This window comes from Paenibacillus amylolyticus (assembly GCF_050990605.1).
GTDB lineage: Bacteria > Bacillota > Bacilli > Paenibacillales > Paenibacillaceae > Paenibacillus > Paenibacillus amylolyticus_H.
Genome location: NZ_CP158832.1, coordinates 84,844 through 110,338, shown reverse-complemented (window position 1 = coordinate 110,338; position 25,495 = coordinate 84,844). Strand labels below are relative to the sequence as shown.

The following is a 25,495-nucleotide window of genomic DNA, read 5'->3' as shown; positions in this document are numbered from 1 at the left end:
TTTGCCAATTCAACAACATATTCTGGTTTGGATCTCTTCTACACCTGCTTGAATTCGATCCAATCAATCTGGAGACCCGGTTTCGTGAAGTCCAGTTTCAATTCATACAGTCCTGCTTCAAGATCTACTTTGACAAGCTTCTGTCTGATCCATTTGCCTTCTGTACCATTCGTTTGAATGGTAGTTACCAACTGATCATTCAGGAGCAGGTTACATGCACTTTGAGCCAGTTCCGGCTCTGGGGACATGATCTGTACGATAATCCGGTAATGGCCAGCCTCGTCCACTTTCATGTAGACAGGTTCAGCTACCGCAGGTTTCACCTGTGCGTTCTCAACCAACGCCTGAGCTTGTGCAACCGATAGAGATGTATTTGCTTGGAACGAAGCGACATTCTCCACGATCTCGTGTTTTCTGCCGGACACCGGTGCGTTCATGATGAACTTGCAGATGTTGATTGCCGAGCGTTGCAGCTCTCCACGAGTCAATGTTCCATTTTCCAAAGATTCAATTGTGTTGTCGTCCCAGCCATTGATCTCTGCGCCGTAGTTCGGTACAACCATGTAGAGATCATTCTGCGCACGAATCATCCAGTTCGTGTATTTGCGATCAGCCTCTCCCCCTTCGGTCACATCGTTCATAATGGCCCACCAGTCGGTCATTACGATCCCCTCGAAATTCCATTCACCGCGCAGAATTGTGGTGTTCAGGTCGTAATTGGATGCTGCCCAGTGTCCATTAACCGGGTTGTAGGAGGTCATGATGGAGTTCGCTCCGCCTTCTTTGACTGCGATTTCGAACCCTTTCAGGTAAATTTCACGCAGTGCACGTTCGGAGACAACGGCATCTACTTTGCTACGGTGTTTCTCCTGGTTGTTGCAGGCAAAGTGTTTCAGTGTAGCATTGGAACCACCCTTCATAATCCCTTTCGTACATGCTGCGGCAAATACACCCGAGATCAGTGGATCTTCAGAGAAGTACTCAAAGTTCCGGCCATTGAGCGGGCTCCGGCGGATATTCAGTCCAGGTCCGAGCAGAGTATCTACCTGATTTCTCAGCAGCTCCTGTCCCTCCATCACATACAATTCTTCAACGAGATCCTTGTTCCATGTCGCGGCAAGCAACGTACCAATGGATACCTGTGTTGCTTTCTCTCCACTATCCATACGAATACCGGACGGGCCATCTGCCGTACATGCTACCGGAATACCGTAATTGAACAAGCTGTCGCTGACACCACCAAATGCAGATGCCGTTCCCGAAGTAACGAGCGGGCTGCTCATGCCTTCGCCACGGATAATCGCCGCCAGATCCTGATCACTCAGTTGAGCGATGAAGGTTTCCAGGCTCACTTTGCCAGCCTTAACGTCACTCAGCTTGTAGCCTTGGTTGCCCGTCTGCTCCAGCGTTTGCGGGAGATTCTCTTCAATCCGTTTTGCCATGGATATCTTACGTTTCGGTACTTCTGTATAAATCAGTTCATAAGATCCATCTTCCTTGCGCGCACCTGGTTTCATCCGTGTAAAATCTTCAGTTGGCGCCATTGCTTCCTGCAGTTGCTCCACCAATTGAAGGGATTCAATCACATATCCATCCTGGCCATCGATGCTAACGTGCTGCACTTGTTTCACACTGGTTCCTACATGCAGTCGATATGTGCCTTCTTCCAGAACGTATGCGGAAGCATGACCTGTAACGCCCGCATCATCATAGGATGCCATGTCATGGATCGGGAAGCTGATCGTCAGCAGTTCAGACTCGCCCGGCTGCAACAATCCTGTTTTACCGAAAGCCACCAATGCCTTCACCGGTTGTCCCAGTTTGCCTTGTGGTGCTTCATAATAGACCTGCACAACTTCTTTGCCCGCATATGTTGTACCTGAGTTGGTCACATTTACACGAACTTCAATGTAGGTTTTGCCATCTTTGGACACTGATTTTGCTTCTTCATGCTGGACCAAAAACGTCGTATAAGACAGGCCGTAACCGAATTCAAACTGAACACGCTCAGGTCGAAACGTTTCGAAATATCGATAACCTACATAGATATCTTCCTGATACAGGTTCTTGAACTCATTACCGTAGTTGCTGGTTGAAGGATAATCTTCAATGGAATATGCAATCGTATCTGTCAGTTTACCGCTTGGTGTAACGTCTCCCGCCAGCACATCAGCAATCGCGTTACCGCCCTCCATACCGCCATGCCAAGAGTAAATTACGCCTTGGATCGGATGTAGATACGTTTCGTTTAACCAGCTCATGTCGATGATATTCGAGACATTCAGCACAACGATCGTGTGTTCAAATTGCGAAGTGACTTGCTTCAACATCGCTTTCTCATCTTCTGTCAGTTGGTAACTTCCTGGCGCATCCGCATTATCCTGGTCTTCTCCTGCTGTACGTCCAATTACAATAATGGCTTTGCTAGACTTGCTTCTGGCTTGTGCAACCAGTTCATCCGTCAAAGGCATTTCTTTCTGATTCCACGGCTCGGCAGCCCATACTTTTCCGCCATCATCAAATGGATTTTCCTCAATCCACTTCTCATAGACCGCTGCCAGCTCTTCATTCACGGTAATATTCTTTTTGCTGCGCAGACCATCCAGCAGATTGGTTGTGTACGCCACATGAACACTACCGCCTGAACCTGTGCCACTGCGATAATAATTGACTTGAATTCGACCAAAAACTGAAACGTTTTCGTTTTCGCGAAGCGGAAGCACTTGCCCTTCATTTCTAAGTAAAACGGCTCCTTCTGCGGCAACGATACGACTAAACTCTGCAAACCCTTCCAATGGAACTCCAATTTGATGTGTGCTCAATGATTTCCCTCCTGATTGTCATCCCCATACCTACGAATCGCTATATATAAAATGAACTATATAAATTGAACTAAAGAATATTTCCACTGGACACTCCGATGACAGAATAACCTTCCGATCGCTGTTATCCCCAGATTTTATGAATCCCTCTTATATGGGGAAATCCGGGGATAGCGTATGCTTCCGATGCAGCTTTCTTTCAGAAAGCTTTTAGGCGAACGCTTTCGCTTCTTCAGGTTTTTTCTGTCCTCTCCGTTTCGTGTAAATGTTTAGTTCAATTTTTATATAACAAAACGTACACTCATTTTATATAAAAGATATTCTATGATCTGGTAGATTCACTTGTACCTAGTCTCATATTAACAGATTCTATCGCAGAAATTAAACTAGATTTGTGCCTAATTTATATTATTAAGGCTTGTCCACGATCAGTGGCATAACAAAAAGCCACGGACACCTGCTGTCCGTGACTTTTCTCCATTTTAGATCACTATATCACGTCGTAAGTTTCGCATACACCAGGAAGAACAACATCTCTTCGCCCATGATGACATATCCCGGAACCTGGTAGACCAGATCCACAAGAACAAATGCCACAAGCAACCCTACCATTACCGCCAGATGACGCGGGCCTAGCCGCAGATGTGCGTGTCTGTAACGATGGAACACAAGGGTAGTCGACAAGAAATACAACAGCGTTGATCCAAATACAAACCCTAGCATGAACACATAGTTTAACTGATTCTGATATAACAGCTGAATGGACGCAGCAATCATACTCATGGAGATGTAAATGAACAGATGGCCGTATATGATCGCTTGCCCGGCAGTCTGAATCTCTTTGCTGACCTTTTTCTCCACGTTATCGAAGTACTGCCACCACATCGCAATGACAAAGATGGCTGTAAAAGCGGCAAACAGGATGGATTTCATATCCCAATGATCGGCTTGCAGTACAGCAATAATGCTCACCACTGATTCACCCAGCAGGATGAGTGTAAAGAGCGCGAAACGTTCCAACAAGTGATGGGTTTGAACCGGTACTTTCACCAGATTTTTACGTCCGATCAGCGGAAGCACAATATCCACGGCAATCCCCACATACAAAATCAAGTAGCGCAGCCAGGAATCGAAGAATAATGAGCCCGATGAGATCAATATTCCAATGAGGAAACAGATGCCCAAGTACCGGGCTGCTTTCTGCTGATACTCGCTTTTCGACTTGTGAACCGTCAGATACTGAATGGCCGTAAACGCCCGTGAACCGATATAACCTACGAAGAAGGACAGGTAGTACTGGTCAAAATGGGTAGAGAGACTCGCCGTCATGACCATTACGGACAGGAGCTGAAGGATGAGGAATATTCTATGGATCAGGATGTCTTGACCATAGCGGTTAATAAACAAGGTCTGACCAACCCATGCCCACCAAACAGGGATGAAAATGAGTACAAACTTCATTAAGTATTCAAACGTAATTACTCCGTGTTCGGCATGTAACAAGACATGACCCGCTTTGGAGACTGCTGCTACAAAGAGCAGATCGTAGAACAGCTCCAGCCAGGTAACCTTTTTCTCCATCATCCTTCGTTGCTCCTTTGATTTTCATTTACACATACACTTCGATGACAGAATAACCTTCCAATCGCTGTTATCCCCAGATTTTTTCGATTCCCTTTTCTCAAGGGAAAATCCGGGGATAAAGGCGAACGCTTCGCTTTTTCAGTTTTCTTCTGTCCTCTTCGTTATTGTGTAAATGGATAGTTTAATCTATATAGTAATTTATTTCGCAGTTGTAGCAGGTACGAGCGTTCTTACCACGATTGGTTGCAGATTGTCCTCAATCTGAGGGCGGTATTTCTCGAACCACTCTGGCAGCATCAATTTTTGTCCCAGCGAATCAGCAGGTTCATCTTTGGCAAAGCCCGGAGGATCTGTAGCAATTTCGAACAGAATGCCTCCCGCTTCTCTGAAGTAGATTGCGTTAAAGTACTGACGATCCCGAACTGGAGTCGGTTGATACCCGTAATCGCGTACAGCTTCACTCCACTGTGCATGCTCCTCATCGTCTTTGGCGCGCCATGCAATATGGTGCACAGTTCCTGCGCCGCCCATCCCCAAAGCCATGCGGGTCACTGGAACATCTACAACATTACCGATATCCCCGCTTGACCGGAAACGCACATACTCTTCATTTTCACTGACTCTGACGAATCCTAAGATTTTCTCAAGGGCATCCATCGTTCTTTGCGGATTAACACTGAACAGGACAGCACCACCGAAGCCTTTAATCGCTTGATCTGTTGGAATTCCTTCGTGTGCCCAAGTGCTGTTTGCTCCCTCTTCCCGTTCTACAAGCTCAAGCCGCAGGCCTTCGCTATCTTCGAATTGAAGCAGCTCTTCATTGAAGCGAGTTGTTTTGGTTACCTCAATGTTATACTGTTCCAGCCGATTCTGCCAGAAGCCAATCGACCCAGGAGGAATGACATAGGAAGTGATGCCGACCTGACCTCCGCCAATTTTGCCTCGTGGTGATCCAGCTGATGGGAAGAAGGTAATGATGGTACCCGGGCTTCCATGTTCGTCTCCAAAGTACAGATGATATACATCAGGTGCATCGAAGTTGATTGTTTTTTTCACGAGACGAAGTCCCAGAACTCCGGCATAAAAATCAACGTTGGCCTGTGGATCTCCTGCGAAAGCTGTAATATGGTGAATACCTGCTGTTTGAATAGTCATGATTAATTCCTCCTTGGTTTGGTAAGCATGTTTTGAATTGAGTAGGTGTTAGAGATCATTTGATAAATGGGATAGTTTAGATCGTTGATTCATTTATAGTAATTTGTATTATCTTTAAATTAAGATATATATCATGGCGAATGATATGCTAGTTTTTATTTTGATTGGCCTGTTCTTGTTTCAATTTATCAGGAGTCACGTCATCGCCGTTTGGATCATAGATGGTTGCATTCAGCAGAATGTCGTTGACCGAACCACGAAAAGTTTGCAGATATTCCTGGCGAAGACGAACCTGTTCCTCTTTCTCCATCTCCGTCAATCCGCCCTCTTTGGCTTTTCTTGAAAGTTCGTTTATTCTGGTCAATGTTGGGATCATCATCTTGATCGCTCCTCATGTAATGGATTAAAGATATTTGGTTTGTTTTTGTTTGTTATTTATATTCAAATTAAATATCTTAAGTTAAAGATAAATGATTTGTGATTCGTTGTCAACTGTTTTATCTAAACTAAAATAAATGAACTTGCTCCCCCACCTTACATCATATTGCTTTAACTAGAAATCGAAACAAAAAGAGATAGCTCCCGCAATATCACAACCATTGCTGAACTATCCCTACATGTATTCATTTTATTAGCCCAGCTTTTGACCACAGTTTGGACAGAAGTTGGCTCCTTCATTTTTGGCTCCACAGTTCGGACAGAAGTTAGGCTTCTTGTTGCCCTCTGTAGAGGAAGAGTTACCTGAATCACCGTTGTTATTGCCCGCTGGCTTCTGGTCGGCGTTCTGATTCTGAGACGAATTGGCATTATTGTTCTGGTTCATGTTCTTCATCATTTCATTGGCCATGTTCATGCCCATCATCATGCCCGCCATATCCGAAGCTGCGCCGCCGCCCTGTACTTTACCGGATGAGATGCCGTCTGTCATGCTGACCTGCTGATACTTTTGCAGATTACCAATCATCTCATGCGAAGCGGTCTTCGTAATCATATCCTGAATCTCTTTCGGATAATTGAAGCTCATCACCTGGAAACCGGTAATCCCAATGCCGATGTCCATCATCTGCATATCCAGATCTTCCTGAATCCCTTTGGCAATATCGGATGCATTGGCTTGCAGGTTGAACATATCCTTCCCTTCACGGCTGATCCACTTCATTAGAAGCTGATCCAGCACGGAAGTAATTCGGATTTTGACATCCTCCACCAGATAACTCTGCTTGATGCCTGCAATCTTATCAATCAGGGTCACATAGTCACTCACTTTGAAGTTAAATGTTCCGTTGGCCCGGATCGGCATCCCGCCCGGCAGTTGTGGTGTCGGAATCAATACGGGGCTTTGCGTGCCCCACCGCACAGTGAACTCTTTGGTATTTACAAACAATACCTCGACCCGCATGCCGCTGTTGAATCCGAATTTGAATCCTTTTAAGGTCGAAAGAAACGGAATGATCTCGGAATCGATATTAAACGATCCTTCGTCCTCGAAAATCCCTTCCACTTTACCGTTATTCAGGAAGATCGCGTCCTGACCCGAACGGATGATAAGTTTACTGCCCTTCTTGATCTCCCGGTTGCTCCACTTCCAAAATATCATGTCATCTCTGAACTCTTCCCATTCCACCACATTCGAAAATTGATTTCTGAAAAATCCCATATTCGCTTCCATCCCTTCTATATAAACGTGCTCCGATTAATCCGTTACTAAAACGACCCTCTGCTTCCACTGTGTGAATGACCGCCTCGCGATGTACCTCCACCGCCGCCTCCGCCACCATTGTTATTATTCTTCTCAATTTTGCGCTTGGTTACGGTGGTACGGATATATCGATCCTGACGATCAATTACACTGGAATTGCTTGAATCCTCATAAGTCGCACGATTGACCGTGACACGTCCTCCGGAACGATAAGTCATCATGCCTACAACAATACCGCCCAGTACTACGGATACTCCCAACTGAAACCAACCGTTGAACAAAATATTGTTCGGATTCACACCAGGTTCATACCCCATATATTTGTAAGAGAGCTCAATATATTTCTCAAATGCGAGTTTATAATCTCCACTGGACAATTCAGAGGTAATTCGGTTACGGATAGCATCAAGCCGCTGATCACTCAAATATTCTTTTGCCTTATAAAATCCAGCCAGATACACTTCGCGATTATTCATATCCATCGTTAAAATGACAGCATTACCAAACTTCTTATCGTACCCTAGCCCCTGCTTATCATAAAAATCTTCTGTTAAAAGCACAACATCCTGATTCTCTATATTATTTGTTGTCAAAATAACAAAGTCCGTCTGCCGTTCCGTGCCATACTGATTCGCAAGTAGATTCAATTCACTCTTCTCCTGCTCACTCAGCAGGTTGGCCTCATCGTAGATGAGATTTTTGCTCTCCGCTGCGGATGCCGATGACATGGGAATCAACGGGGCAACAAGGGTGATCATAAGTAAAATGAGCGTAGCCATCACGGCCAGAGGGGTTCTTTTTATCATAAGAATCCACCTCCCATCATCCAGGAAACCAGCTTCAGTGACAGCAACGAGACAGCAGAAACTCCTGCGAACCATCCGGCCACTTTGGCTTTGCTGATCGGCGGTTTGCCGACCACCTTACCTGTCTGACCATTCATGGCAAACGTGTACTGTGCACGATTGTAGTCATAATTGACCATCCACACCGGGAGCAGCACATAGTCTGCATTTTTGAGCGTAGTGTCAATCTGCTTGTCGGTGTAGCTCACGCTGCTATAACCGGATACGGTTGAAGCAATATAAGAATCAATGTAAGATCTCGTCTTTTCCTTGGCCCGTGGGAAAAGTTCCTCGTCCGTATAACTGTATTTTTCCGCAATGTACCCTGCCAGATACGGGGTCTTGAACAATTTCAGCTGATTATATGGGAATGGCTCCAGCTTATCCATCAGTTCATCCTTCATTTTCTCCGATGCATCGATGGGCAGATTCACGTAATTCAGCCGAATCCGGCGGTATATATCGAAATGCTGTGTTTCCGTGTAATGGTAGTCGCCCTGGGTGTAGGATCTGACCTTGGTGCCACGACCATGCACTTCGATTTTGTTATGTAACTCGTACAACCAGAACGGCACGTACATGCCGGTAATGCTCTGAATCCGATCGGCAGACATAAAGCCACTTGGCGTTAACAGGCCGTTTTTGCACCATTTTTTGAAAGCCTGCTTGGCTTGATCCTTGTTTATGGAAAAGGGAATCACCATCGCAGGGGCCAGATTGCCCGTCAGCCGATCACTGAGTACAACCGCCGCACCGCAGAAACTACATGTCGTCGCACTGGTCTCCGGCTCCGTAACAATGTCAGCTCCGCAGCTGTTACAGTGGTATTCCTTGACCTCATTTTCCGTGAACACTTGTCTCTTCAAAGGATCTGGGATCTGCTCTATGTTGTCCTGACGGCCACAGCTGGGACAGGATAATGCCCCTGACACACTGTCAAAGATCATGCCACTGCCGCAGTTGGGACACTTATATTCAATAACCGGCATCTGCTCACCTCAATGTTAACGAAATATGATTCTAATTGACCCTGTATAACTTCGCTGGCAGAACAACCTTCCGATCGCTCTTAAGGGCGAAGTGTCTGGTTCCGATGCAGCTTTCTTTCAGAAAGCTTTTAGCTCTGCTTCTTCAGCTTTTCCTGAATCGCTGCGAGTTCTTCCTCCGCACTTGGCGACGCATGTTCATTATTACCCGCATCCGCGTTCATGTCCCTCTCAAGCTGGGCAATTAATTCATCCAGATCATCTTCCTGTGCCCCTGCACGAAGTTCTGCCAAAGCCTCTGCTTCGTTCAACGCCTGGTTCGCCTTGTCTTCCATGGCCTTCAATGCAGCATCAGCCCTGCCCGCAGATGCATTCCGTTCGTTGGCCTGTTGCTGTGCTTTCGCATCTGCCATGCGACCTTTCAGCTCTGCATGTCGTGCTTCCAATTGCCCCAGATCGGCAACGAGCTTATCGTTCATATGCTTCATCATCTTGGCTTTGGCAGAAGCACGTTCATAGGCAGCCTGTAATTCGCTCAATTTGTCAGCCAGCTTCACTTTCTTCTCCAGAAAACCACGTGCCTTGTCTTCGTCTCCCGACTTCTCTGCATACCGCTGCAATTTCTTAACCTCGGCACTGCACTCATCCAATGCTCGCTTCGCCCGGCTCTCATCTGACAACACCGCCGTCGTCTCCGCTTTTACCTGCCCCAGATCACTGCTCAGACTGCGCATATACTCATTCACGCTTTTCTCCGGGTCTTCCGCCCGAGACAACATGTGGTTCACATTGGCCTTCATCACGTCTCTAAACCTCGATAAGATTCCCATTACGTGTTCCTCCTCCGAAAAGTTCATATGTATACTATAATACATGAATAAGGCGACATACGTTTCACATTTCACGTTGGCAAGTGGAGTCCATATGATGCAAATCCCTATCTAATCTAAGGTTCAACCGGAAGGCTCTCCACCGCTGTGAAGAACACATCCAATAGTTCAACGTGATACATCATGCGCACGTATTCTTCGATCTCGGCTAACTCTTCTTCCCGCTGATACTCCAGACATGGACGGCCTTCACTCCACAGCGTCCTGCACGGGAACTTTCCGACAACATCCTTAATGATGTGATCTGGCTCAGCTACTTTATGAATGTCTCCCATATAAAACTCCTCATTTCTCTATATTTATCGTGGCAATTATGCATTAATTTTTAAATAGTTAACGAATCGATTCAGTGCACTTCATCACATTTCACGGGAGAGTTAGGCGACATCCCACACAGGCATTTGGCACACCTAACAGTGACCTGTCCCACCATAGGTGCCATTCCTTCGCAAGTTGGCTATAATAAGGGGATCAAAGTTTTCGATAAAGGCAGGAAAATTATGCGTACACGAGTTCACTTTATTGCTCCCTACGAATCGATGATTCCTATTATACAAGAGTGCATTCCCCGTTTTCCCCAGTTAACCATTCAGACAGACGTGGGCGACTTGGCGAACGGCGTGGAGCTAGCAACCCAAGCTGAGAAAAATGGGGCAGAGATTATCATCAGCCGCGGCGGAACCGCCCAATTGATTAAAAAAGCCGTGACCATTCCCGTCATCGATGTGCAGTTATCGGGTTATGATATGATTCGTTCCCTTACCCTGGCAAGCCAGTTTAACGGCCAGACGGCCATCGTGGGCTTCTCCAATATCACCTCTGGTGCACAATCCATTATAGATCTGATGGATCTGCCCCTTAAGGTCTATACCATACATAGCTCGGAAGATGTGGCGCGATTGCTCTTGGAGTTGAAAGCTTCCGGGTACAGACAGATTGTCGGAGATGTGATCACCGTCAACACCGCGAAAACTTATGGTCTGGAAGGATTATTAATTCAATCCGGCCAGGAATCCATCCTTAGAGCCATGGAGGATGCGCAGTTGGTCTACCGTTATTTGAGCAAAAATCATGCGATATCGATCATACTGAATGACCTGGTTACACAGGAACATCCGAATTTGCTTATTTTAAATGAACGAAATGAAGTCGTATTCGAGAACCTGACTGATTTTGAGAAAAATCCGCTGACCGATAATCACCTTTATCTGACCAACACCAGTCTGGAATTCCATCAATCCCAGATCCAAAATGTGTTCATGGTGGACGATTATCAGCTCACGGTCAACGCCTATGAAACGACCCTGGACAACAAGAACTACAAGGTATATATGCTGGAAAAAGGACAACCCTATGCCTTTGCACAATTCGGCATAACAACGTTCACGGACGCATCGATGGAGCCCATCGTTGCCGAATCCCCTGCCATGCAGATGGTATTGAAGAACATTCGAGCACTCTATGAGAATCATGAACCGATCTATCTGCTCGGTGAAGCGGATTCCGGTAAATCTTTTCTGGTCAAACATATTCATCAGATGTACTCCGGTGGTGGACTTTTATTACAGATTGATCTCTCGCAAGTGCCTCCCGGTCATTTGCACAAGATACCACTCGCCAAAGTTAGAAATGTAGAAATTAACCACGTGGAAACACGTATGGAAGATCCGGAGTTGCTCTCCTTTATCCAGAGCTGCCTTCAAAGCCAAATTGGGGTGTTTATCCTCGGGAAACAGGTAATAAATCCCCATTGGTCACTCGATTTGAAGCTTAATACGATCATGATGCCTAATCTTGCAGATAGACCAGAGGATCTGGCTCCACTGATGCAGCATTTCCTTACGGGGTACTACCACAAATACGGAACTACTGCGGTGAGAATAAAAGAAGAGGCGCTACAGCTGATCCAAGAACAGATTACACATATGAATGTCAACCAGCTGAAACATCTGATCAAGCAGGCTGCACTTAATGAACAGGAATATGTAATCACCACGGCTACCTTATCCCGCTTGCTCGATCAGGAACCTTCTTCAAGCCCAATGAAGTTGAACGGTACGCTGAAGGAGATCGAGAAAGAAGTGATTCAGATCGTGCTTCAGGAGGAAAATAACAATCAATCGAAGGCGGCAGAGCGTCTGGGGATTAACAGGGCCACATTATGGCGTAAACTTAAAGATTAACTTTAAGTTTGCGTCTTTTTTATCGCCTTAATGTGTTGCATTTTTAAACAATTGAGCAAGTATTTAAAATTTGCAATAATTAATTGTTGCTATATTAAACGATATGGGATAACATAATCCCTGCAAGCGCTTCATAAAAACGATTACTTCATAAGGAGCTACTACTATGAACATTAAAGCAACTTTAGATCGCATCCCTGGCGGTATGATGGTCGTTCCCTTGTTACTTGGTGCAACCATCAATACATTCTTCCCGAATGCCCTGCGCATTGGCGGTTTCACGGAAGCCCTCTTCGTTAACAGTGCCAGTACGTTGATTGCGCTGTTCCTTTTAATTGCCGGTACACAGATCACCTTCAAAACAGCAGGAGCATCGGTCGGCAAGGGGGTCACCTTGCTTGTCATCAAGTGGGCGATCGGTGCAGCACTCGGTCTCGTTGCCATTCTATTTGCTGACTCAAGCGGATTATTCCTGGGTCTTGCCCCACTTGCCATTATTGCTGCAATGACTAACTCCAACGGCGGATTATACATTGCACTCGCTGGTCAATACGGTAAGGAAGATGACAAAGCAGCCTATCCGTTCCTTGCGCTCAGCGATGGTCCATTCCTAACCATGGTAGCGCTCTCCATCTTCGGTGCAATGGGCTTTGCGAACGGCATGTTCTCTCCTATGGCATTCGTTGCTGTATTGCTTCCGCTCATCGTTGGTGTCATTATTGGTAATCTGGACCGTAATCTGGCGGAGTGGCTACACAAAGGGAGCGATAAACTTGTTCCATTCTTCGCCTTCTCACTGGGTATGGGAATCAACTTCTCCTCGATCATCCAAGGTGGGCTTGGTGGTATTGTGCTTGGTGTTCTGACCGTGCTTCTCACAGGCGGAATCGGATATCTGTTGTTCAAAGCCATTGGCTGGAATCCTATTGTTGGTGCTTCCGAAGGTTCAACAGCCGGGAATGCGGTAGGTACACCTGCTGCCATTGTCGCTGCCAACGCTTCATTTGGCCCGATTGCCGAGATTGCTACTGTGCAAATTGCGGCGAGTGTTGTTACGACAGCTATCCTGTTACCCATCTTCATCGGGTTCCTTTCCAAACGACTGGAGAAATCAGGGGGCGTCGAGAAATACAATCAACGACCAACCACCTAAATGGTTATCACCTGATCCGGTATGCTTAATCTGTACTATTGATGATCTGAACGGACTGTTTATGAAATTTTGCTTACAAGGAGGGATGACTGCATGAAATTAGCCATTATTGCAGATGATTTGACCGGTGCCAATGACAGCGGGGTGCAGCTTGCTCGCCATGGCTTGAAGACCAGTGTTCTTTTTAATATGAATGAAGAACCTCTTACACGATACGATGCTGTCGTCTTTGATACAGATAGTCGTTCCATATCCCCGCAGGAAGCGTATGATCGTGTATATCGGGCTGCTGAATTGCTAACGAACAATGGATTTGAGACGATTTTCAAAAAAATGGACTCCACCATGCGCGGCAATATCGGCATTGAGATTGATGCTGTATATGATGTCGTGAAGCCGGACTTTATGATGATTGCTCCGGGTTATCCCAAAAATAACCGGACGATATTGGAAGGAATTCATTACCTGAACGGCGTTCCGCTGGCCGATACTGAAATTGCCCATGATCCGAAGACACCTGTTACGATTTCCTACCTTCCGGACTTGTTGAAACAACAGACCAAGTACGAAGTTGGCGTGATCACCGTCGCAGATCTGGAAGCCGGGCAGAATCATATTCGTACCAAGCTGGAACATTTAAAAACAAATAACATTCCGTATGTGATGGTGGACTCCACCGAAGAAAGCCATCTGGAACTCATTTTACAGATGACCCGCGAGTTGGAGTATACCTTTACTTGGGCAGGTTCGGCGGGTATCGCCAATTACCTCCCCGCGCATTACGCGTTGGAATCCAAGGCTGCTTCACTTGATATCCCGGAGAATTCCGGTCCAATCCTCACGGTAGTAGGCAGCGTGAACAAAAACTCCCGTGAGCAGCTGCATCGCTTGATGCGCAAGTCCCGCGTGGCTTCCGTCTCCTTCCATTCCTTCAAGGCAGTATCCGCAACCGCAGACCGCGCGGAAGAGATGGAACGTGTCTTTAATGAGGTCCGAGACAAAGCGCTGGCAGGACAAGATGTTGTCCTCTACTCCACCGCTGAACAAGTGGATATTGAACTGGCACGGGCAACGGGCGAAATTCGCGGTCTCAATCACACGGAAGTCAGCAACCAAATTGTACTCTCGATGGGTGAGATCTGTGCCAGACTGCTGGAAGAGGGACTTTTCAATGGGGTATCCATGACTGGCGGCGATACGGCAAAACAAATCTGTCTGAAATGGAATATTAGCGGCTTCGAGCTGCTGGATGAGCTTGAAATCGGCGTGCCGATCTCCAAGTTTATAGGCATTGATGATCTGCACGTGATTACCAAAGCAGGCGGATTCGGTAAACCCGATGTCTTTATCCATGCGATTCAAAAATTAAAAGGGGGTATTCTCGTATGAAACCTACAATCGGAATTACAATGGGCGACGCAGCAGGTATCGGACCGGAGATTATTATGAAAGCACTGGGTCACCAAGAGATGTATGATCAGTGCAACCCACTCGTGATTGGTGATGCGAAGATTCTGGAGCGCGTGCTGCCGGTTATCGGATCAACGCTGAACGTCCATGCTATTCAAGAGCCTTCCGAAGCCAAATACGAATTCGGTACTGTAGATGTGATCGATCTGAATCTCGTTCCAGCGGATCTGGAATACGGTAAAGTATCTGCCGTAGCTGGGGATGCAGCATTCCAATTTCTCGCCAAAGCCATTGATCTTGCCAAAAAGCAGCAGATTCACTCCATCTGCACGGCGCCTTTGAACAAAGAAGCTCTGCACCAGGGCGGGCACCTGTATCCGGGACATACCGAGATTCTGGCGGATCTGACGGATACGCAGGACTTCTCAATGATGCTGACGACGCCGAACCTGCGCGTTATTCACCTGACTACACACATGGGTCTGATCGATGCCATTGCAAGTATCAACCCCGAAAGAACCTACACCGTTGTGAAGCTTGCTCATGATACGCTGAAAAAAGCAGGCTTTGAGAATCCGCGCGTAGCCGTATGCGGAATCAATCCTCATGCCGGAGAGAACGGCTTGTTCGGTAATGGAGAAGAAGAAGAGAAACTGCAGCCCGGCATTGAGCGTGCGCAGCAGGAAGGCATTAACGTCGTTGGTCCACTCCCGGCGGACACACTCTTCTTCCGCGCTGGTCGCGGTGACTTCGATATCGTTGTTGCCTGCTACCACGACCAAGGCCATGCACCGATCAAGGTAATGGGTATCGAGGAAGGTGTAAACATCACCGTCGGTCTGAAAGGTGGCATCATCCGTACGTCTGTCGACCACGGTACAGCCTTTGATATCGCTGGCAAAAATATCGCCGATGATAAAAGTATGCTGGCTGCCATCCGCTCTGCCATTGAGCTGGCGCCGAAGAATCTGGTGTAATTGGCGTTTCACATAGCAGCATTCACCTTATCTACATGCAGCTTTATAGACGAGAAAAAAAGGCAAACCCACTCTTCATTAGAGGGTTTGCCTTTCTGCATGTCACCATACATACCTGTCTCAAGGGAACATGCACTTATCTTCATCATCGTATCTAACTCAACCCTTTAAGCAAAAATCCAACTTAGGATAATAATTCCCAGCCAGATGAAAAAAGAAGCTCCACAAGCAATAAGTTCATAGAAATGAATCTGAAACAACCTGTACGCGCCCTGTTCGGTTTGGCGCAGTCCCAAAAAATCACAATGCTGATTAATATAGATCAGTCCGCAAGCAACGGTTAAACCCGATAGTATAAAGGTAGATGCAGGTAAACTCATGACATAGCGCGGATTACCCCCAGTCTCCAAACTGAGCTCCCACCCGAACCATTTTGTAATCAGAAACGTCAGCACAATAATTAGAAACACAAGAAGCCCTAAGCTGAAAGGGTGTTGCCTGTAATCGATCAGACGCATAAAGGTCTGCATGAATTGACTTTGAGGCTTCAAATCCTCCTCTTGCTCCTTCAGATCTCCCCTGTCATCATTCAGAATGTAGAAGAATGAGAAGGTAATCATGCCGACAAATATGCTGATCTGCAGCATACGTAAAGCCACACCGAGATGAAAGACCGCGATAACTGCATGGATGATTAAGAGAAATAAAATTATTTTGCCACCCACAGCCTCTCGTTTTTTCCACATTCGGTTCACGAAGCGCTGCGTAGGCGTCCTCTCATCCTGTATTTCTTGAACTTCGTCCTTCGTTCGAGTCTCTCGCTTCCGTTTATGCTGAATCATACTATAAGCGAACATCATCAAGCATAGTCCGATTGCCAAGAGAACCCATGCTGATCCAGGGTAGATATCATAGGAATCGACCGTCTCCACAATCCATAGTCCATCCAAAATAACGATAAAAATACCTAACATAAGTATATAAGGTGCTGAGTTATAAATGATTCGTCTTCACTCCTTTGTTGCATGTTATAGGCATTATGGGAAGTGATTATTTTTTACCCTGATGGAGATAGCAATGAATCTTGTATGATATGTTATGCTAGACTGAATAGAAATCAGTGAAATCCGAAGTTACACGCATACAATGTTGCAATAATGCAGTACAGATTTTATAGATAAAAAGGAAGAGATTTCTGATGGGTAGAAAACAATCATTTACTGAAACAGAATTGCTGGATATGACCAAAAAACTAGTGCTTGAGCACGGCTATGATGGCTTTCATCTCAAACTGCTCTCTCAGCATCTATCTGGAGCCCGAAGCACGATATATCAGTATTACTCTAATAAAGAAGAGATTGTTGCTGCTTGTATGAAGCGTGTAATAGCAACCGTGTTGGAGAATTCATTAGCCGTTGATGAGACTGATCCCATGGATGCTCTTGAGCAGCTGCTTCTGATTTACGCAGAAGAATCGACGCTCCACCAACTTCTGGGAGATGCAAGCAAAATTAATACAACTAATTCTTCCGCAGCAGCGAGAGATCTCGAATTTATTGAGGAAGCACATACAACCCTTAAAATTCAATTATCACGCTTGTTTGAACGTGCACAACAGAATCAATCCCTGCGGCAAGATATCCCTCTACCTGTACTTGTTGGTGTTTTCTTCAACTTAATCAATACACCTAACATGCTGAATATCCCTACGCCTGATTGGGGGAAACTGTTGTTTCAAATGTGGATTGGAGGAGCCAAGAGCTAACGGTGTTCTTGGATTTAATTTGACACATGTGTCATTTATATCGTTTAATGAGGAGGACTGCGCGGTCGTACATCTAATTTGACACAAGTGTCAAAAAGAGAGAGAAGGAGTTGAGAAGGTCATGTTTCTAGCGATGAAGGAATTAATGCATAACAAAATGAAGTTTTTGATGATTATCATTATTTTTGTACTCATGGCTTGGTTGGTATTTATTTTATCCGGTCTGGGGAACGGTTTATCTACACTAGCTGCGTCAACATTCAAGACCATGAAGGCTGATTATGTCATCTTTGAAGAAGGGTCACAGTCTTCTATGAGCAAGTCGCTGCTGTCAGATCAATTGGTTGCGAAGGCAGAACAACTGACACATGTGGATGCTGCTGCACCCATGGGAAGTACGATGGCAACAGCAATGAAAGAAGCCAGTACCAAGAATGAAGATAAAATGGATATCGCGATTATCGGAATTAACCCGGGCAGCTTCCTGGAACCAGCTATTGTAGAAGGTGAAAGCCTGTCTTCCGACAATCCTACGGGTGTCGTGGTGAATTCGACAATGAAAGATGAGGGCTATCACATCGGGGACACCTTCCAACTGGATGGAACAACAGAATCATTAACGATTATCGGATATGTAGAGAATCAGACGTATAACCACGTTGCGTCCGTATTTACCCCAATGACCGAATGGCGGAAGATTGCCTTCGCGGCTCCAGGTTCAGATAAAGGAATTGCCGGACCGGTTAATGCGATCATGTTACAAGGAAAGAATATCGATTCAGAAGTTATAAATAAAGAATTATCCAGTGCTGATACAGTTACCCGGGCCGAAGCTGTGCAAGGTATGCCAGGGTACAAAGAAGAGAACGGTACTATTCTAATGATGCTTGCATTTCTACTTGCCATCTCCGCATTTGTGCTTGGCGTATTCTTTTATGTCATTACGATGCAAAAGACCAATCAGTTCGGCATTATGAAAGCAATTGGTGCCAGTAACAGGTTCTTGGGCAAAACCATTATATCGCAAGTGTTTGTACTTTCGTTGACTAGCATTGTTATTGGGATCTTGCTGACTTATGGGACAGCAGCGATCATGCCAAAAGGTATGCCATTCAAGTTGGAAACCAGTCTTGTCTTCACGTATTCCATTATATTGTTAGTTATCGCCATGTTAAGTTCGATGGTTTCTGTTCGTAAAATTACAAAGATTGATCCGCTCAAAGCGCTCGGGAGGGTTGAATAATGGTTAAGGGACTGCAAATGAAAGAAGTCACCATGTATTATGCCGAAGGAAACCATCGAATCATGGCACTCGATCATGTATCCATATCAGTGGAGCCGGGAGAGTTTGTTGCTGTGGTTGGACCTTCCGGTTCTGGTAAAAGTACGTTCTTATCTATTGCCGGAGCAATGCTTAAAGCCTCCGAAGGAGATGTTCAACTGAATGGAAATAATATCTCTACGCTTACGGAGAAAGAGCTATCTAATATAAGGCTGCAAGAAGTTGGATTTATTATGCAATCTTCAAATTTGGTTCCCTATTTAAATGTTCTTGATCAACTGCTTGTTGTAAAACGGATGTCGGGATCGATTAAAAAAGAGGATAAGGAGTTTGCTACTAAATTGCTGGAAGAGCTGGGTCTGGGCTCGAAGTTAAAAAGCTTTCCAGAAGAGCTTTCAGGTGGTGAGAAGCAACGGACAGCCATTGCTCGTGCTTTAATGAATAATCCCAACATCATTTTGGCGGATGAGCCGACCGCAAGCTTAGATACGAAACGAGCTCATGAAGTGGTCAGTCTAATCGCACAAGAAGTGAAGTCGCGTCAAAAAGCAGCCATTATGGTTACCCATGATGAGCGCATGCTTGAATATTGCGATAAAGTATACCGGATGAGTGATGGAGGATTAACATTATCCGAATCATGAATATATTTGATCGAACAATATACCATAGCTCTTCTCTATTCTTTCTTTTATAAAATGCTTCTATCCAGAAAAGTAACATGTTAAATAGAGTTTAGCACTGTCCATCACTTTCCTCGTCTCTCTCACTCTAGGCACCGAAGTGGGTCGGGTCTCTCACCCACAAGCATCACTTCACGCTCCCTCTGCAAATGTCTGCTTCGACGATATGCACTTGGTGACATTCCGTTCTGTTTGTTGAAGATGCGATTGAACTGGGAGAAGCTTGTGAACCCGCACTGTGCAGCGATATCTGTGATTTTCTCACTCGAATTCAGCAGCATTTGCTGGGCATTCCGAATACGAGTCATCTGCACATACTCTGTGAAGGTGAAGCCGGTAACTTTATTGAATTGGCGAGACAAGTGATGGGCACTTACATAAAAGCGCCTGGATACCTCATCCAGCGATAAATCCTGCTGATAATGACCATGAATATAGGATGCAATGGCATACATGCGTCGGGACATCGATGATCCTGTCTCTTCACGCACATACCCGTTCTCTGCCGAGTAACGATGTATGGCACACAGGAACTCTACAAACTTGCTATGAATCATAACCGATTGAAGTGCAGAAGACTGCTGCGATATAGTGAAAATATCATTGATCGGCGCAAGGACTTCCTTGCGTCTTTCTTCTGTATATCGGAATATCGGGATGGGTTCGTCAAAGATCGAAAATAACTCCGTGTAATCGTTCTCAAGACCAGGCGTATTGCGTGGCATGGCAAAGGTAATCATCAACCGTTTCGGCGGGGCACCCTTCGGATATTGCGTTTTATGCAGCAAAGAAGGCCGCAGCAGAACGATATCATAAGGTTGAATCTCGTACAAACTGCCTTCGATGATGTGGGCAGCCGTGCGATCCAGAAGAATACAGATTTCATAGAAATCATGGAAATGCTGAAACTCCATATTTAGATCATAAGAACGCTCGTCATAATCCAGATGATAAAAAAGCGAATCTCCAGGCTGGTTCACATGGACCGCATATCCCTGCTCGTATACCAAAACCGATTGTGTCATGAACATGCCCCCATCCTGATTCTAATGAGTTTATTTTAGCATGAAATGCAATAAAAATACGTTGTTTTCAGCATACAATACGTAGTTTCGCCCATTTCTCTTTTGTTATGATAAAGTTGATATGTTAGCGCTTGCAAAATTTTCGCTCCATTAATGACTACAGCCTGTACTTACTACAAACCAAGGTGGGAAACCAACATGAAAATGAATTCCTTGTATACTCGAATCCATACTATTGTTAAACACTTGGAACGTGCACGACTAACCTCAAAGACATATATCCCTGAGCTTTATCATAAGGAAAGTGGTTACCACTCCTGGGAACTGGTGCATGAAGACCCGTCCTCCTGGAACGTATTTCGTAAAGGTGATGGCTGGGGCGGTAAAGACGTACACAGCTGCTTCAAAACCCGGATTCGCATCCCGGATCATCTGGAAGGAAAAAAGGTCGTTTGTACCATCGTCACTGGTGCTGATGACATCTGGAATTACGATAATCCGCAATTTCTGGCATTCCTCAATGGAGAACTCATCTGCGGTCTGGATGTGAATCATACGGAGATCGACCTGACATCCGCTGCGGCAAAAGGTGATGAATTCGAACTGGCATTATATGCGTATTGCAGTACGTCTGCCGCGGATGTTTTTCTGAATGTATATATCGCCGAGCATCATCAGCAAGTCTCCGATTTATATTACGATCTCAAGGCTGCGCTGGATGCTGCGGATCTGCTGCGTGAGGATGATCTGGAGCGGCTGAAGTTGGTCGAACATCTGAATAAAGCCGTGAATCTGCTGGATTTGCGTCAGGAGAACAGCACAGAATTCCATACGTCGGTGCTGGAAGCGCGCCGATATCTGCAAGATCATGTCTATGGTGATATCCGCCCTGCCGGTGATCACATCCCTACCGTGCACTGTATCGGGCACACACATATCGATGTGGCATGGCTATGGACGCTCGACCAGACCCGGGAGAAGGTCATTCGCAGCTTCGCGAGTGTACTATACTTGATGGACAAGTTCCCAGAGTATACTTTCATGTCTTCTCAGCCCCAGCTGTATGCATACCTGAAAGCAGACTACCCGTCCCTCTATGAGAAAATCAAGGAAAAGGTGGCCGAAGGCCGCTGGGAAGCAGAAGGTTCCATGTGGCTGGAAGCCGATTGTAACCTGATTTCGGGTGAATCCATGATCCGTCAGATTATCTACGGCAAACGTTTCTTCAAGGAAGAGTTCGGCGTGGAGAACCGTGTGCTCTGGTTGCCGGATGTATTTGGTTATAGTGCAGCGATGCCGCAGATTATGCGCAAGAGCGGTATTGATTATTTTATGACCACCAAAATTGCCTGGAATGATACCAACCAGATTCCGAATGACACGATGTACTGGAGAGGTATTGACGGCTCTGAAGTTCTAACCCATTTCATCACAGCGACAGACTATGACAAGCATCCCGATTTCAGACAACGTCGCTTCGAAACGACTTATAATGGACGATTCAACGCCTCCCAAGTAAAAGGCACTTGGCAGCGATACCAGAACAAAAACATCAATGCAGATGTCCTGCAATGTTTCGGATTCGGGGATGGCGGCGGCGGACCAACCGAAGAGATGTTGGAGCATGGCAGACGACTGGATGTCGGATTGCCGGGTGTACCTGCGGTGAAACGTACGTTTGTACGAGAGTTCTTCGAGAAGTTGGAGCAAAACCTGGCGGATGTTCCATCCGTTCCCCGCTGGTCGGGCGAGCTGTATCTGGAATACCACCGGGGGACCTACACATCCATGGCGCGCAATAAACGGTATAACCGTCATAGTGAATTTGCACTGGCCGATGCAGAGCTGTATGCCATGATTCATAGTCAGGCGAATGCCCAAGCGGCCTATCCAACCGATGCACTGGAGCATGCATGGAAGCTGACGATGCTGAACCAGTTCCATGATATTCTCCCGGGCAGCTCCATTGAGCAGGTGTATGTGGATTCCCAGGAGCAATATGAAGAGGTGCTGCGTGTTACGGATGAACTGAAAGACAGCGCACTGAACGGCATTACCAGCCGAATTACATCTGATGGCGAAGCCATTGTCGTATTCAACACCACCGGATTCGGTCGGACGGATGTGGTTGAACTGCCTGCTTTTGCAAGAAAAGTAACCGTCTACGATGGGGATCACCCTGTACCAAGCCAGCGAACTCCCGAAGGCGGACTTGTGTTCCTTGCAGAGAACGTGCCTGCATCTGGATATAAATCGTTCCGAATTACACCGGATCTGACAGACGAACTTGTCGCGGGCGTATCGGTTGCACAGTGGGAAGCAGATCAGCGCTACATCCATACACCTTGGTACGATATTCACCTGAATGAAAGTGCCGAATTCACATCCGTATGGGACAAGCTGGAGGGTCGTGAGCTGCTTCAGTCGGGCAAGCGCGGCAACGTGCTGCAAGTGTTCGAGGATCGACCTGCGGAATACGAGGCATGGAACATTGACGATTATTATGAACAGCATATGTGGGAGATTAACGACCTGCAGTCGTTGGAGTGGGTTGAGAGCGGGCCGGTGCGTTCCGTGCTTCAAGTGAAGCGACAGTTCCTGGACTCGGTCATTGAGCAAACGATCATCTTCTACGCGCATACACGCCGGATTGATTTCCGTACGTTTGTGGACTGGAAGCAAGAACATTTGCTGCTGAAAGCCGCCTTCCCGCTGGATATCTGGAGTGAGAAAGCAGTCTACGAAATCCAGTATGGTAACGTGGAGCGCGCTACCCACCGTAATACCAGCTGGGATCAAGCCCGGTTTGAAGTATGCGGACAGAAGTGGGCCGATCTGGCGGAGAACGGATACGGTGCGGCTCTGCTGAACGACTGCAAATACGGATATGATATTCATAACTCGGTGATGCGACTATCCCTGATCAAGAGCGCAACGTACCCGAATGAAAATGCTGACAAAGAGCAGCACGTATTCACCTACGCGCTCTATCCACATCAGGGCGACTTCCGTGAAGGACGTGTCATCCAATCCGCTTATGATCTCAACCGTCCTTTGGTAGCCCGTGAGATTACATCGCAAACCGGTACGTTGCCGGGAACATGGTCGCTCGCATCGGTAGATCAGGATAATGTCGTGCTGGAGGTTATCAAAAAAGCCGAGAACAACGATGATATGATCATCCGTGTCTACGAAGCACATGGCCGCCGCAGCCGTGCTTCCCTGCAATTGCCTGCGGGGGCAGGTATTACGGCGTACGCGTGTGATTTGCTTGAGAATAACGAAGCGGAATGCGCCGTGGAAAATGATCGGATTTCTTTTGATATTAAGCCGTATGAGATTCTGACTTTCCGGATTCCGCGGGACAGTAAATAGAACGTACGCAACATGGAAAACTGTAACAATGCTTACTATGCTTCAATAATGAAGGGCTGCCTCCTGTCATATCTGACATGGGAGCAGCCCTTCCTTATTTTCTATGTATTACACGTTATATTCTCATACCACCACTGCATCCTAGTTGAAGTCCATCCAGAAAAATTGAGAGATGGCAATCCCTAGCCCGATAAGATTAGCCACAATAAAAAACCACTTTTTCGCCCTTCTACTTGTTTGTTCCCCCGTCCATAAACTCCAGGCTACAATCCCATTCACCACAACCATAATAATCAGCGCGAACCACCAGTTAGCCACCACTAAACATCGCCCTCCCCTGAACAACCTGCTTATGACCCCATTGCTATGCTGCTTGCCATCCAGAATTCCATAGATATATGCTCTTATCGTTATTAATATAGCCCGATAAAGCAGGCTATGACTAGATAAGATTCACTCAAAAACACCCTTTGGAATTTCACTGGTAACCCAGAGGGACCAATAATTATTCCAAAAGGTGCGCAGGTTATAATGGCGTTTAATCACATCGTACTTACAGTCTGGAACACATCTAATTTCATATTGATCCATACTTGGCAGCAAGTGACACGAAAAGTTTTTCATATTGCTTTGTAAAGTTGGGCAGATATTGCTTGTCCTTCTTTAAAATTCTTCGTACTCACTTGGGTCCTGATCCCACAAGCGTCCATCCGGACGATTAAATGCAGAAATGACCTGCATCTCTTCTGTGCTCAACCCAAAATCAAATATATTGATATTTTCCTGCTGATGTTGCAAGGAGCCCGCTTTCGGAATTGGAATGGAGCCCAGCTGAACATGCCAGCGCAAAATGATCTGGGTTGGCGTTTTGCCATGCGTTTCCGCGATCCGAAGAATGTTCTCATCCTTCAGAATATCCTGTACGGCATCATTGCCACGTCCGATCGGACTCCAGGATTCGTCCACGATGCCATGCTTCGCATCCTGTTCCCGCTGACCAGCTTGGTCAAAGAACGGATGCAGCTCAATCTGATTCAGGCTCGGTGCTACCCCCGTCTCCTTAATCAGGCGTTCATTGTGCTCAGGCAGGAAGTTGCTGACGCCGATGGATCGGATATATCCACGCTTTTTGGCTTCGATCAGTGCTTGCCATGCCTCGACATACATGTCCTTCTTCGGATTGGGCCAGTGGATCAGATACAGGTCATAATAGTCCAGATCCGCTCTGTACAATGATTCCTGAATCGCCACGAGTGCTTTATCCTGCGCGTGATAACGCCCCGGCAGCTTCGAGGAAATCAGCAGTTCTTCTCTGGCGATGGAGCTTTGCTTAATTGCTCTGCCCACGGTTGCCTCATTCTCATAGTTATACGCCGTATCAATTAATCGATAACCCGCATCCATGGCAGATGCGATCGATTTAACGCCTTCTTCACCTTTCAAACTATAGGTACCAAATCCAATTGCAGGTACTTTCAAGCCATCATTCAATGTATATTCCGGAATCTGATGATTCATGTGAGAACTCTCCTTTGCCAAAAGGTTAGATTTTCGTTCCGAGATTAGATTGTTAGAAAATAAACGTCCTCTCGTTATTCTACCCCTTCACGCCGGCTTGAATCAATGCGAACTCCTCTACATATAAACCATCCAATAACACT

Annotated in this window: 21 protein-coding genes; 8 read left to right on the top strand and 13 right to left on the bottom strand. The window is 46.2% G+C overall.

Annotated elements, in window-relative coordinates:
• Nucleotides 1-38 precede the first annotated feature (38 nt).
• The 9 genes from ABTV53_RS00480 to ABTV53_RS00440 form a co-directional block, all read right to left on the bottom strand.
• Nucleotides 39-2,822: a glycoside hydrolase family 3 C-terminal domain-containing protein gene (locus ABTV53_RS00480; RefSeq protein ID WP_433749444.1), complete on the bottom strand. Its 2,784-nt coding sequence runs from the start codon at nucleotides 2,820-2,822 to the stop codon at nucleotides 39-41.
• Nucleotides 2,823-3,317: 495 nt separating this feature from the next.
• A complete protein-coding gene (locus ABTV53_RS00475) occupies nucleotides 3,318-4,406 on the bottom strand; it encodes a low temperature requirement protein A (protein ID WP_433749441.1) in 1,089 nt (362 codons plus the stop codon).
• A gap of 198 nt (nucleotides 4,407-4,604) precedes the next feature.
• Nucleotides 4,605-5,561, bottom strand: coding sequence for a ring-cleaving dioxygenase (locus ABTV53_RS00470; RefSeq protein WP_433749438.1), 957 nt, complete (start codon nucleotides 5,559-5,561; stop codon nucleotides 4,605-4,607).
• Between the two features lie 148 nt (nucleotides 5,562-5,709).
• A complete protein-coding gene (locus ABTV53_RS00465) occupies nucleotides 5,710-5,937 on the bottom strand; it encodes a DUF896 domain-containing protein (RefSeq protein WP_074096683.1) in 228 nt (75 codons plus the stop codon).
• A gap of 255 nt (nucleotides 5,938-6,192) precedes the next feature.
• Nucleotides 6,193-7,218, bottom strand: a complete 1,026-nt coding sequence (locus ABTV53_RS00460; RefSeq protein WP_433749435.1) for an SPFH domain-containing protein — start codon at nucleotides 7,216-7,218, stop codon at nucleotides 6,193-6,195.
• Nucleotides 7,219-7,265: 47 nt separating this feature from the next.
• The gene (locus ABTV53_RS00455) at nucleotides 7,266-8,066 is read right to left on the bottom strand and encodes a TPM domain-containing protein (RefSeq protein WP_433749432.1); all 801 of its coding nucleotides are present in this window, start codon (nucleotides 8,064-8,066) and stop codon (nucleotides 7,266-7,268) included.
• The gene (locus tag ABTV53_RS00450; RefSeq protein WP_433749429.1) at nucleotides 8,063-9,094 is read right to left on the bottom strand and encodes a TFIIB-type zinc ribbon-containing protein; all 1,032 of its coding nucleotides are present in this window, start codon (nucleotides 9,092-9,094) and stop codon (nucleotides 8,063-8,065) included. Before ABTV53_RS00450 ends, ABTV53_RS00455 begins: the two co-directional genes overlap by 4 nt.
• Nucleotides 9,095-9,222: 128 nt before the next feature.
• Complete coding sequence (locus ABTV53_RS00445; RefSeq protein WP_433749427.1) at nucleotides 9,223-9,921, bottom strand: PspA/IM30 family protein; 699 nt, start codon at nucleotides 9,919-9,921, stop codon at nucleotides 9,223-9,225.
• A gap of 116 nt (nucleotides 9,922-10,037) precedes the next feature.
• On the bottom strand, nucleotides 10,038-10,256 hold the full coding sequence (locus ABTV53_RS00440) for a hypothetical protein (RefSeq protein ID WP_433749425.1): 219 nt from the start codon (nucleotides 10,254-10,256) through the stop codon (nucleotides 10,038-10,040).
• A gap of 225 nt (nucleotides 10,257-10,481) precedes the next feature.
• Here ABTV53_RS00440 and ABTV53_RS00435 point away from each other — a divergent pair, with 225 nt between their 5' ends.
• From ABTV53_RS00435 to pdxA, 4 genes are all read left to right on the top strand, one after another.
• A complete protein-coding gene (locus ABTV53_RS00435; RefSeq protein ID WP_433749422.1) occupies nucleotides 10,482-12,164 on the top strand; it encodes a PrpR N-terminal domain-containing protein in 1,683 nt (560 codons plus the stop codon).
• A gap of 166 nt (nucleotides 12,165-12,330) precedes the next feature.
• The gene (locus ABTV53_RS00430) at nucleotides 12,331-13,317 is read left to right on the top strand and encodes a 2-keto-3-deoxygluconate permease (protein WP_433749419.1); all 987 of its coding nucleotides are present in this window, start codon (nucleotides 12,331-12,333) and stop codon (nucleotides 13,315-13,317) included.
• Between the two features lie 93 nt (nucleotides 13,318-13,410).
• Nucleotides 13,411-14,706, top strand: a complete 1,296-nt coding sequence (locus ABTV53_RS00425; protein WP_433749416.1) for a four-carbon acid sugar kinase family protein — start codon at nucleotides 13,411-13,413, stop codon at nucleotides 14,704-14,706.
• On the top strand, nucleotides 14,703-15,704 hold the full coding sequence (pdxA, locus tag ABTV53_RS00420) for a 4-hydroxythreonine-4-phosphate dehydrogenase PdxA (RefSeq protein ID WP_421895374.1): 1,002 nt from the start codon (nucleotides 14,703-14,705) through the stop codon (nucleotides 15,702-15,704). The genes ABTV53_RS00425 and pdxA overlap by 4 nt, the downstream gene beginning before the upstream one ends.
• A gap of 167 nt (nucleotides 15,705-15,871) precedes the next feature.
• On the opposite strand, the gene ABTV53_RS00415 is transcribed toward pdxA, so the two are convergent.
• The gene (locus ABTV53_RS00415) at nucleotides 15,872-16,678 is read right to left on the bottom strand and encodes a hypothetical protein (protein WP_433749414.1); all 807 of its coding nucleotides are present in this window, start codon (nucleotides 16,676-16,678) and stop codon (nucleotides 15,872-15,874) included.
• Nucleotides 16,679-16,902: 224 nt separating this feature from the next.
• Between ABTV53_RS00415 and ABTV53_RS00410 the strand changes: the two genes are divergently transcribed.
• The 3 genes from ABTV53_RS00410 to ABTV53_RS00400 all read left to right on the top strand — a co-directional run bounded on the left by ABTV53_RS00410 (nucleotide 16,903) and on the right by ABTV53_RS00400 (nucleotide 19,395).
• Complete coding sequence (locus ABTV53_RS00410; protein ID WP_433749412.1) at nucleotides 16,903-17,469, top strand: TetR/AcrR family transcriptional regulator; 567 nt, start codon at nucleotides 16,903-16,905, stop codon at nucleotides 17,467-17,469.
• Between the two features lie 121 nt (nucleotides 17,470-17,590).
• The gene (locus ABTV53_RS00405) at nucleotides 17,591-18,712 is read left to right on the top strand and encodes an ABC transporter permease (protein WP_433749410.1); all 1,122 of its coding nucleotides are present in this window, start codon (nucleotides 17,591-17,593) and stop codon (nucleotides 18,710-18,712) included.
• Nucleotides 18,712-19,395 (top strand): ABC transporter ATP-binding protein, encoded by a 684-nt coding sequence (locus ABTV53_RS00400; protein WP_433749407.1) that lies wholly within the window; start codon nucleotides 18,712-18,714, stop codon nucleotides 19,393-19,395. The genes ABTV53_RS00405 and ABTV53_RS00400 overlap by 1 nt, the downstream gene beginning before the upstream one ends.
• Nucleotides 19,396-19,517: 122 nt before the next feature.
• Here ABTV53_RS00400 and ABTV53_RS00395 read toward each other — a convergent pair whose 3' ends face one another.
• Nucleotides 19,518-20,459, bottom strand: coding sequence for a helix-turn-helix domain-containing protein (locus ABTV53_RS00395; protein WP_433749404.1), 942 nt, complete (start codon nucleotides 20,457-20,459; stop codon nucleotides 19,518-19,520).
• Between the two features lie 198 nt (nucleotides 20,460-20,657).
• Here ABTV53_RS00395 and ABTV53_RS00390 point away from each other — a divergent pair, with 198 nt between their 5' ends.
• Nucleotides 20,658-23,834, top strand: coding sequence for an alpha-mannosidase (locus ABTV53_RS00390; protein ID WP_433749402.1), 3,177 nt, complete (start codon nucleotides 20,658-20,660; stop codon nucleotides 23,832-23,834).
• Nucleotides 23,835-23,975: 141 nt separating this feature from the next.
• On the opposite strand, the gene ABTV53_RS00385 is transcribed toward ABTV53_RS00390, so the two are convergent.
• On the bottom strand, nucleotides 23,976-24,152 hold the full coding sequence (locus ABTV53_RS00385; protein WP_433749399.1) for a hypothetical protein: 177 nt from the start codon (nucleotides 24,150-24,152) through the stop codon (nucleotides 23,976-23,978).
• Between the two features lie 345 nt (nucleotides 24,153-24,497).
• On the bottom strand, nucleotides 24,498-25,352 hold the full coding sequence (locus ABTV53_RS00380) for an aldo/keto reductase (RefSeq protein ID WP_433749396.1): 855 nt from the start codon (nucleotides 25,350-25,352) through the stop codon (nucleotides 24,498-24,500).
• Nucleotides 25,353-25,495: the final 143 nt, after the last annotated feature.

Coding starts and splice junctions, on each gene's coding strand:
- ABTV53_RS00475 (WP_433749441.1), bottom strand. CDS start 4,406: ATGATGGAGAAAAAGGTTACCTGGCTGGAGCTGTTCTACGATCTGCTC.
- ABTV53_RS00470 (WP_433749438.1), bottom strand. CDS start 5,561: ATGACTATTCAAACAGCAGGTATTCACCATATTACAGCTTTCGCAGGA.
- ABTV53_RS00465 (WP_074096683.1), bottom strand. CDS start 5,937: ATGATCCCAACATTGACCAGAATAAACGAACTTTCAAGAAAAGCCAAA.
- ABTV53_RS00460 (WP_433749435.1), bottom strand. CDS start 7,218: ATGGGATTTTTCAGAAATCAATTTTCGAATGTGGTGGAATGGGAAGAG.
- ABTV53_RS00455 (WP_433749432.1), bottom strand. CDS start 8,066: ATGATAAAAAGAACCCCTCTGGCCGTGATGGCTACGCTCATTTTACTT.
- ABTV53_RS00450 (WP_433749429.1), bottom strand. CDS start 9,094: ATGCCGGTTATTGAATATAAGTGTCCCAACTGCGGCAGTGGCATGATC.
- ABTV53_RS00445 (WP_433749427.1), bottom strand. CDS start 9,921: ATGGGAATCTTATCGAGGTTTAGAGACGTGATGAAGGCCAATGTGAAC.
- ABTV53_RS00440 (WP_433749425.1), bottom strand. CDS start 10,256: ATGGGAGACATTCATAAAGTAGCTGAGCCAGATCACATCATTAAGGAT.
- ABTV53_RS00435 (WP_433749422.1), top strand. CDS start 10,482: ATGCGTACACGAGTTCACTTTATTGCTCCCTACGAATCGATGATTCCT.
- ABTV53_RS00430 (WP_433749419.1), top strand. CDS start 12,331: ATGAACATTAAAGCAACTTTAGATCGCATCCCTGGCGGTATGATGGTC.
- ABTV53_RS00425 (WP_433749416.1), top strand. CDS start 13,411: ATGAAATTAGCCATTATTGCAGATGATTTGACCGGTGCCAATGACAGC.
- pdxA (WP_421895374.1), top strand. CDS start 14,703: ATGAAACCTACAATCGGAATTACAATGGGCGACGCAGCAGGTATCGGA.
- ABTV53_RS00415 (WP_433749414.1), bottom strand. CDS start 16,678: ATGTTAGGTATTTTTATCGTTATTTTGGATGGACTATGGATTGTGGAG.
- ABTV53_RS00410 (WP_433749412.1), top strand. CDS start 16,903: ATGGGTAGAAAACAATCATTTACTGAAACAGAATTGCTGGATATGACC.
- ABTV53_RS00405 (WP_433749410.1), top strand. CDS start 17,591: ATGTTTCTAGCGATGAAGGAATTAATGCATAACAAAATGAAGTTTTTG.
- ABTV53_RS00400 (WP_433749407.1), top strand. CDS start 18,712: ATGGTTAAGGGACTGCAAATGAAAGAAGTCACCATGTATTATGCCGAA.
- ABTV53_RS00395 (WP_433749404.1), bottom strand. CDS start 20,459: ATGACACAATCGGTTTTGGTATACGAGCAGGGATATGCGGTCCATGTG.
- ABTV53_RS00390 (WP_433749402.1), top strand. CDS start 20,658: ATGAAAATGAATTCCTTGTATACTCGAATCCATACTATTGTTAAACAC.
- ABTV53_RS00380 (WP_433749396.1), bottom strand. CDS start 25,352: ATGAATCATCAGATTCCGGAATATACATTGAATGATGGCTTGAAAGTA.